8 protein-coding genes are annotated in these 8,626 nt (G+C 67.1%); all 8 read right to left on the reverse strand.

The window, feature by feature from the left end; translation table 11 throughout:
- Positions 1-281 precede the first annotated feature (281 nt).
- The 8 genes from EV375_RS08400 to fes all read right to left on the reverse strand — a co-directional run bounded on the left by EV375_RS08400 (position 282) and on the right by fes (position 8,608).
- Positions 282-620: an MbtH domain protein gene (locus EV375_RS08400; protein WP_130298884.1), complete on the reverse strand. Its 339-nt coding sequence runs from the start codon at positions 618-620 to the stop codon at positions 282-284.
- A 67-nt stretch (positions 621-687) separates the two neighbouring features.
- Entirely contained in the window at positions 688-903 is a 216-nt protein-coding gene (locus EV375_RS08405; protein WP_130298885.1) for an MbtH family NRPS accessory protein, read from the reverse strand.
- 123 nt (positions 904-1,026) lie between these two features.
- On the reverse strand, positions 1,027-1,638 hold the full coding sequence (gene leuD, locus EV375_RS08410; protein ID WP_130298886.1) for a 3-isopropylmalate dehydratase small subunit: 612 nt from the start codon (positions 1,636-1,638) through the stop codon (positions 1,027-1,029).
- Between the two features lie 16 nt (positions 1,639-1,654).
- A complete protein-coding gene (gene leuC / locus EV375_RS08415) occupies positions 1,655-3,058 on the reverse strand; it encodes a 3-isopropylmalate dehydratase large subunit (protein WP_130298887.1) in 1,404 nt (467 codons plus the stop codon).
- A 45-nt stretch (positions 3,059-3,103) separates the two neighbouring features.
- A complete protein-coding gene (locus EV375_RS08420; RefSeq protein WP_130298888.1) occupies positions 3,104-4,495 on the reverse strand; it encodes a beta/alpha barrel domain-containing protein in 1,392 nt (463 codons plus the stop codon).
- 47 nt (positions 4,496-4,542) lie between these two features.
- Complete coding sequence (locus EV375_RS08425) at positions 4,543-5,994, reverse strand: pyridoxal phosphate-dependent aminotransferase (protein WP_130298889.1); 1,452 nt, start codon at positions 5,992-5,994, stop codon at positions 4,543-4,545.
- A 121-nt stretch (positions 5,995-6,115) separates the two neighbouring features.
- The gene (gene leuB / locus EV375_RS08430; protein ID WP_130298890.1) at positions 6,116-7,237 is read right to left on the reverse strand and encodes a 3-isopropylmalate dehydrogenase; all 1,122 of its coding nucleotides are present in this window, start codon (positions 7,235-7,237) and stop codon (positions 6,116-6,118) included.
- A gap of 93 nt (positions 7,238-7,330) precedes the next feature.
- Entirely contained in the window at positions 7,331-8,608 is a 1,278-nt protein-coding gene (fes, locus tag EV375_RS08435) for an enterochelin esterase (protein ID WP_130298891.1), read from the reverse strand.
- Positions 8,609-8,626 lie beyond the last annotated feature (18 nt).

An 8,626-nucleotide genomic window follows, 5' to 3' on the forward strand; every position in this document is an offset into this window, starting at 1 on the left:
CCACACCGCAGCGTTCCCTGAGCAGCGTCACGGGTCGCCGGCCCGTATGAGGGCTCCGTGGTGGTGCGGAGGCGTATTCCCGGGCGGAGCCCGGTCCCCCGGCGCTCTGGCTCACCCAGGCCCGGTGGAACGCCGGGCGGGTCCTGCGGACGGCGGACGAGGACGGAGACCCGTCGTCCGCCGCCACGAGGACCCACCTCCGGCCGGAGCAGCGGCGTCACCGGCGGAACTCGTGAGCGCCCGGCATGCCGGGCGGATGCCGGGCCGGGAACGGGCGGCGGCTACTCGGCGAAGACCTCGTCGAGCGCCACCACATGACCGGTCCCGCTGAGCGACGACAGCTCGATGTCGGCCACGCAGCGGACCTTCACGTAGTTCAGCGTCAGCGTCCCTTCCAGGTGAACGCTTCCGGTGGCGTTCGCGAAGTCGGCGTTGCCGAGGTCAGTGGCGGTCTCGTCGACGCGCACACCCAGATTCGTACCTCCACGCGAATCGGGGAACTTGATGAAGACGTACCCCATCTCCGTGATGCGCTGCTGAAGCTCCCCCGCAGACGGGGAAGGGCCGCCGACGACGACTTTCCGCCCCTCGACCGAGAGACGTTCGACGAGCTCGTCCATGAATTGCTCCTTCGTCACTGCTACGGGCTTCCTGACGGGTGGCCATTTCGCTTGCGTGGGACGGCCCCTACGCGCTGGGGACCTTGCCCGCGGACTCCTCCATCTGCTTGCGCAGGCTCCGGGGGCGCATGTCGGTCCAGGACTCCTTCACGTAGACGAGGCATTCCTCCTTCGTGCCGCTGATTCCGGTGTCCCGCCAGCCCGCGGGAATCGCGAGGTAGCCCGGCCACAGGGAGTACTGCTCCTCGTCGTTGATGAGGACCTTCATCTCGCTGCTCTCCATCGCAATCTCCAACTTCTCTTCTCAGGGCGAATCTTGACGAAATGTGTTCTTGCGGGTCTTCTCGCGGGTTCCTCGTCACCCCGCCCGACCGGGGGCCGTGCACGGACCTGCCGCCGCGCTCCTTCAGGGAAAGAGCCAGGGCACCTCCTGCCTGCGGCGCTCTTCGTAGGCGAGGATTTCCTCCTTGTGGGAGAGCGACCAGCCGATGCTGTCGAGGCCCTCCATGACCGAGTTCTTCTTGAAGGGGTCGATCTCGAAGCGGAAGGTGCTTCCGTCCCCGGTCGTCACGGACTGCTCCGGGAGGTCGACGTGGAGGGTGGAGGTGCCCGGCTCCAGCGAGCCGAGGAGGGCGTCGACCTCGGAGGACGCCAGCACGATGGGGAGGATGCTGCTGTTGAAGCAGTTGTTGTGGAAGATGTCCGCGAAGCTCGGGGCGATGATGCAGCGGAATCCGTACTCCCTCAGCGCCCACGGGGCGTGCTCGCGCGAGGAGCCGCAGCCGAAGTTCTCGCCGGCCACGAGAATGCTCGCGTCCCCGTAACCCGGCTGGTTCAGCACGAACTTCGGGTCGGGCGTGCGACCGTCCTCCAGGTACCGCCAGTTGGCGAACAGGGATATTCCGAAGCCCGTGCGGCGAACCGACTTGAGGAAGCGCGCGGGAATGATGTCGTCCGTGTTCACGTTGGTCCGCGCCAGCGGCACGGCAATTCCGTCATGCGTGATGAACTTCTCCACGGAGGAGGTCCTTTCTCTACAGGTCGCGGACGTCGGCGAAGCGGCCGGCTATCGCCGTTGCGGCGGCCGTGCCGGGGCTGACGAGATGGGTCCGTCCTCCGCGTCCCTGACGCCCCTCGAAATTGCGGTTGCTGGTGGACGCGCATCGCTCGCCCGGCGAGAGGCGGTCGCCGTTCATGGCGATGCACATGCTGCAGCCGGCCTCGCGCCACTCGAAGCCCGCCTCGCGGAAGATGTCCGCCAGCCCTTCCTCCTCGGCCTGGCGGCGGACGCTCATGGAGCCGGGGACGACGATGGCGCGCACGCCCTCCGCGACCCGCTTCCCTGCGGCGTATCCCGCCGCGACGCGAAGGTCCTCCAGCCGCGAGTTGGTGCAGGACCCGATGAAGACCGTGTCGACACCGACGTCCTGGATGCGCTGACCGGGCTCAAGTCCCATGTATTCCAAGGCCTGTTCGAGCCCGGCGCGAGTCGCCGGGTCGCTCTCGGCCGCGGGGTCGGGGACCGTTCCCGTGACGTCGGCGACCATGCCGGGGTTGGTGCCCCACGTGACCTGTGGGACCAACTCGTCGACGCTCAGGTGGTGTTCGGCGTCGAAGCGGGCGCCCGGATCGCTGGCGAGCTGCTTCCACTGCTCCGCGGCACGCTCGAAGAGCTCGTCCGAAGGTGCGAACCGCCGCCCGCGCACGTAGTCGATCGTGACGTCGTCGGGCGCGACCATGCCCGCCCTCGCTCCGGCCTCGATCGCCATGTTGCACAGCGTCATGCGGCCCTCGATCGTGAGGGAGCGGACGGCGGAGCCGCTGAACTCGATGACGTGGTGCGTCCCGACGTCCGTGCCGAGCTTGCGGATCACGGCAAGGGCGATGTCCTTCGCCGTCACGCCCGGTGAGAGAACACCGTCGATCTCGATGTTCATCGTCCTGGGCTTCTGCTGGAGGAGGCACTGCGTGGCCAGTACGTGCTCGACCTCGCTGGTGCCGATGCCGACGGCGAAGATGCCGAGGGCGCCGTGCGTCGACGTGTGCGAGTCGCCGCACACCACCGTCATGCCGGGCAGTGACAGGCCCAGTTCGGGCCCGACGACGTGGACGATTCCCTGGTCCTCGTCGTTCATGTCGAGGAGCATGACTCCGAAGTCACGCGCGTTCTCCTCCATGGTCTCGATGCACATGACGCTCTGGTCGTCCACGACATCGATGAGCCTGCGGCCCGGCACCGTGGGGACGTTGTGGTCGATCACGGCGACCACCGTCTCCGGGCGGTGGACCTGGAGTTTCCGGGCCCGCAGGCCGGCGAACGCCTGCGGTGACGTCGCTTCGTGCGTGAGATGCCGGTCGATGTAGAGCATCGGCACCTCTCCGGGCTCGTCACGCACCACGTGCGCGTCCCAGATCTTTTCGAACATCGTTCGGGGCATCGTGCGGTCTCTCCAAACGTGCCTGTCGTGGCGTGGGAGGAGTGCTCAGACTCCGTGGGGGGCGTACGCCTCCGCGTAGCTCTCTTCCAGCTCTTCCGGGGTCAGTTCGCGGCCCAGTTCGTTCGCACGGGCGAGGACCCTCTCGACGGTCTCCGCGGACAGCTGCCGCGGATCGCGCCCGCTGTTCATGTACGCGAGCTTCACGGCGCTCTGACCGCTCCACGGGCTCACGCTCACGGACTGGGTGCCGCCGACAGTGGCCGGGTCGACTGCCGAGTACACGGTGCGGGCCATCTCGCGCAGCCGGGCCTCCAGCGCGAAGTCCTCGGCCTCCCGGGCGCGGTCGGCAAGTCCGTATGCCTTGAGAATGGCGTCGGTGTGGATGCCCGAGGAGGTGTGGCTGTAGCGCTTCCCGAGCACGCCGTGCTCAGGCGTGCCTACGCCGACCATGTCCTCGTAGAACGAGATCAGGCCGAGCAGCCGGCGCATCTCCCAGCGGAGGGGAAGACCCGCCTCCTCCTCGATGGCGGCGAAGTTCAGCACGACCTCTTCCAGCGAGGCGTTGCCCGAGCGCTCGCCGACACCGCGCGAGACGACGTGGATGCGGTCGACGCCGGCGGCGGTCGCCATCATGGCGTTGCCCAGCGCGTTGCCGGTGTCGCGGTGTCCGTGCCAGTCCAGCTTCACCTCGGGGGTGCCCAGGGCTTCGAGCTCCTCACGGACGAAGTGCACGAGGCGGTAGGCGCCGAGGGGCCGGATGGTGCCGATGGTGTCCGCCAGGGCGATGCAGTACGCCCCGCTCTCGACCTGCGTACGGATGATCGCGCGTACGTCCTCGGGTGAGGTCTGGGTCGTGTGCTCGGTCCCCGCGATGACGGGGATGCCCATCTCCACGGTCTTCTTGATGAACGTGTCGAGCTTGTCCCGGATGAAGTCCAGGTCCCAGCCCTGGACGAGCCTCCGGGACGGAGCGCTGCCCATGAACACGAGGGATTCCAGGGCCGGATGGATCTCCCTGCACTCGACGGTCCACTTCAGGGAGTCCTCGGTGCACATGGAGAGCACGGACGGGACGATGGAGGGGACCTCGTCCCTCATCCGGCCGAGAAGCTCCTTCATCGTGGCGTTGAGCGTGTCGGCGTTGCCGGGGTAGATGCCGACGGTGGCGTACTTGATTCCGAAGTCGTCGAGGAGACGCAGGTACTGCATCATCCTGTCGACCGACGGATAGCCGGATATCCCCTGCAGCCCGTCTCTCAGGCACTCCGAGAGGATCTCGGTACGGGAGGTCCGCGAGGCCGGTGGCTCACCGGGGATGTCCTCCGGGATCGGGGAGTGCGGACTCCCCTCGCTGTTCCAGTTGAAGTTCATCGGGACGTCGGCGCAGCTCATCTCCGAATTCGCTGCGTCTTCGGACCTGGGTGTTTCCTTCAGCATGATCTCTCCTTGTCGGAAAAGCGATCATTCGGCGGCCGGGCCGTGCATCAGTCCATGACGACGGGAAGGATGCCGACCGAAAAGCGGATGTAGTCGTCGGAATAACCGAAGGTGGAGCCGGGAATTCCGGCGAGGCCGGTCTTCTCGAGCACGGAGAAGCAGTCCTCGCCCGCCCTGAGCCGGCTCCAGTTGTAAATGGTCGCGTCGTCGTCGAGATAGATGTGCTCAAAGAGTTGATGCTCCTTGTCGAATCGCTCCAGTTGCTGCCGCAGCCGGGAACGACGCAGCCGGTAGAACTCGCGGATCTTCTCGATCAGCCGGGGGTTCTCGCGGAAGAGGTCCTGATAGGCCATGAAACGCAGCTGCCACTCGCCGGGCAGCGAACCCACGCTGTTCGTCCAGCTGGACCCCATGTCCGCGGCGAATTCCTGGTCGCCGAAAACGACCCAGCCGAACCTCTCCCCTGTCAGGGTGTGCGTCTTGGAGAAACTGCTCACGTAGATCATCTGGCCGGCCACGTCGTCGGCTGACGTGAGGCCCCGCATGCGCGCCCGGTCCTCGGCGGGCCGGCCCGTACCGACGTACGCCAGGTCCGCGAGGACGTGGACGCGACGGCCCTTCCGTGCGAACCGCCGCAGAACGTCCTGCATCGCGGAGAGTTCGGCGGGCGAATACGCGAACGTGGTCGGGTTGTTCGTCACCGTCAGGTAGACGACGTTGATGTCCGGGTTCTCTTCGAGGTGCCGCTCGAGCAGCGGGCCCGTCAGTTTGAAACCGTCCTCCGCGCGGGTGCGGACCATGTGCAGCCGGTACCCGTAGGACGCGGCCTGGAGTTCCGGCATGTTGAATCCGGGAGCGGCGAAGAGGACCGCTCCGGGAGGCCGGGAGCGCAGCCCGGCGAGGTGCGCGAGGCCGCGGAGGACCTTGTCGATGCAGTCCGTCGCCCCCAGCCCGAGGGCCACATGCTGTGCGGAGACCGACAGCCCCCACTGCCGCATCTCCTCCGCCAGCCGGCCGCGCAGGAGCGGATTGCCCACGCCGTGGATGTCGTAGATGCGCGGGTCGTAGCCGGAGGCGAGGAGCTGTCGTTCCGCTTCCAGCATCCGCGCCCGGAGCCAGTGGTAGCCCTCACCCGAAGCGGTCCATCCGTTGAGGTCCTCTCCCGGCAGGGCGATGCCGAGTTCGTCGCCCAGAGTCCGGAAATCCGCGGGGCCGCCCTCTTCCCCTTCGCACTCGGTTATGAGGCGCACATTGACGTCGCCGATGGTCCGGTTGACGATCTCGAGCCGAATGGCCCTCGGGTCGAAGTCGCGCTCGGCGCATTCCCGTTCGAGATCCTGGACGATCCGCGCCATGACCCTGATGGGCGGCTCCGCGCCGATACCCAGGCGGCCTCTGTGCCGGTGCAGGATCTCCTTGCGTGCCCCGCGGACGAGCAGGCGCTGCTCTTCGAGGCCGGTCCCGGCCCCGTTCCCGGGGGAGGAACTCTGCAGCATCATCAGTGAAATACCTCCAGCTACCGATTCGTCGGACAGCGCGCACGTGAAGGGGGTGGTGGCCGCTTCTTCCCGGGGGGCCGAGCGGGACGGCCGGGTTCAGGGCCCACCGGGACGGCCGGGTTCAGGACCGCGTCAGCCGCTGCCGGATGCGCTGCCCCATCTCGCGGGTCCCGACGACCGTGCATCCCCCTTCGTGGATGTCGACGGTCCGGTAGCCCTCGCGGAGCACGTCCTCGACGGCCTCTTCGACGGCGGAGGCCTCCCGGTCCAGGCCGAGGGAGTGACGGAGGAGGAGCGCCGCGGAGAGGACCGCGCCGATGGGATTGGCCTTGTCCTGGCCGACGATGTCCGGGGCGGAGCCGTGAATCGGTTCGTACAGACCGAACATCCCGGCCTCGGTGCGCCGGACCCCGAGGCTCGCCGACGGCAGCATCCCGATGGAGCCCGTGAGCATCGACGCCTGGTCGGTGAGGATGTCGCCGAACAGGTTCTCGGTGACGACGACGTCGAAGTCCCCCGGATTCCGGATCAGTTGCATCGCGCAGGCGTCGACGAGCATGTGCTCCCAGGTGACCGTGGGGTGGTCACGTGCGACGCGCTCGACCACCTCCCGCCACAGGACGGAGGAGCTCAGCACGTTGGCCTTGTCGACCGAGGTGACCTTCCTCCGGCGGCCGGCGGCCATCTCGAAGGCGACCCGCACGACGCGCTCGATCTCCTGCTCCGTGTAGAGCAGGGTGTCGACGGCCTCCGTCTTCTGCTCCGTGCGGCGGATCTCGCTGGGCTTGCCGGGGACCGTCTCCAGGTGCCCGTAGTAGAGGCCCGCCGACAGCTCCCGTACGAAGATCATGTCCGTGCCCTTGAGGTACTCGGGCTTGAGCGGGGAGGCCTCGTACATCGCCTCGACGGGCCGGACCGGCCGGAGGTTCGCGAAGAACCCGAATTCCTTGCGCAGGCGGAACAGCGCCTGCTCCGGGCGGGGGCCGCCGGCGCGCTTCGCTCCGGCGGGCAGGCTGCCGACGGCGCCGAAGAGGACGGCGTCGCTCTGTGCGCACGTCTCGAACGTGGCGTCCGAGATCGCGACTCCCTCGGCCTCGATGGCGTCCAGGCCGACCAGACCCCGGTGGACGGTGAAGGTGTGGCCGTACAACTCCTCCACGGCACGCAGGATCTGCAGCGCCTGCGCCGTCACCTCGGGCCCGACACCGTCTCCCGGCAGCACAGTTATCGTGGCATTGCTCATCGGGTCAGCACCTTTCGCGGACTGTTGCGGTTTCGAGTGCGAATTCGTCGCCGGACGCCCCGCTGTCGGCGGCTCCGGGGCGGTTTCCGGGCATCACGCCTGCCGCTCGGGAGTTGAGCCCTTCGGCCTGGGGTGGAAAGAAATCAGCCGGTCGACGATGGTGCCGCGCCAGCAGACCATGTCGTGTCCGCCGGTGTATTCGAAGTAGTCGACCTCGTAGCCCTTTTCCTGGAGGGCGTCACGCATGTTCCGGTGCGTGGTCATCGGGTCGTACTCCATGATGGCCCGCTCCAGGCTCCCGATGTCCATGGAGAAGCGGATGGGCAGCTTGGGGCTTTCCTTGAACTGCTTCGTCATCCACTCGTCTTCGAAGTCGGGATTGTCCTTGCCCGGCCACCAGAACGAACCCGACTGTGAGATCACGTTCCCGAACCGCTCGGGCGACTTGAATGCCGAGTACGCCGCGGCCAGACCGCCGAAGCAGGAGCCGCCGAGAACGGTGCGCGCGGGGTCCGAGGTGATGTGGTAATTCTCGTGGACCCACGGCATCAGTTCCCGGTTCAGGAATTCGTTGAACGGCTGGTGGCAGGGCAGTTCGCGGGCACGGATCTGCTGGTCGGCGTTCGTGTGCATCACCAGGACGTACGGGGGGATCCGGCCGGTGTAGACGAGGTTGTCCATGACCGTGGTGATGGACGCGAAGTTGTAGTACGACCACCCGTCGAAGAGGAGGAAGACGTTGTACTCCTCGCCTTCCGTGTCGTAGCCGGGCGGTACGTACACGCTGATGTGGTGCTTGGTCCCCAGGATCTCGCTGTCCATGGAGTGCATGCGGGTCTTGCCCTTCGGCACCCCGCGGCGGGCGATGTTCCACGGCTGCTTCGGAGCTCCGGGCAGTTCGAGCACCGACACCTTGAAGGTGTCCGGATTGCCCAGCAGCGTGTAGTCCTTCGGGTTCAGCGGATCGGTCCGGTAGGCCGGCAGGCGCCCGAGGACCTCCGCGTACGACTTGAACGGCACCATCGGGTCGTTCACCGAGAACAGATAGGTCGTCCGCAGATCCGACGGCAGGAAGTAGGACTTGTACCACAGGTCGGTGCCCGGAATGTTCTCCATCCGGTACTGGCTGAAGTCCTCGTTGCTCGGTGCGCTGAAGAAGAGCACGAGGACGTTCTCGGTGTCCCCCGGGTCCCGCCACAGAAAGGTGACCAGTGTCCGGGACTCGTCGTCCCCGACCTGTTCCATCAGCGGTGAACCGGACTCCGCGACGTCTTTCCACAGCTCGTCGAGGGCGTCGTGGTCCCCGGCCTCGGCGGCTTTCGCCACACGGGCTATCCGGGGGCTCACGATGGATGTCTCCAGAGCGAACATCGTTGTTTCTCCTTGTCC

The organism is Streptomyces sp. CNZ301 (assembly GCF_004217425.1).

Excerpts from the sequence above, each read along its gene's own strand:
- EV375_RS08405 (WP_130298885.1), bottom strand. The coding sequence starts at position 903 with ATGGAGAGCAGCGAGATGAAGGTCCTCATCAACGACGAGGAGCAGTAC.
- fes (WP_130298891.1), bottom strand. The coding sequence starts at position 8,608 with ATGTTCGCTCTGGAGACATCCATCGTGAGCCCCCGGATAGCCCGTGTG.
- leuB (WP_130298890.1), bottom strand. The coding sequence starts at position 7,237 with ATGAGCAATGCCACGATAACTGTGCTGCCGGGAGACGGTGTCGGGCCC.
- EV375_RS08420 (WP_130298888.1), bottom strand. The coding sequence starts at position 4,495 with ATGCTGAAGGAAACACCCAGGTCCGAAGACGCAGCGAATTCGGAGATG.
- leuC (WP_130298887.1), bottom strand. The coding sequence starts at position 3,058 with ATGCCCCGAACGATGTTCGAAAAGATCTGGGACGCGCACGTGGTGCGT.
- EV375_RS08400 (WP_130298884.1), bottom strand. The coding sequence starts at position 620 with ATGGACGAGCTCGTCGAACGTCTCTCGGTCGAGGGGCGGAAAGTCGTC.
- EV375_RS08425 (WP_130298889.1), bottom strand. The coding sequence starts at position 5,994 with ATGATGCTGCAGAGTTCCTCCCCCGGGAACGGGGCCGGGACCGGCCTC.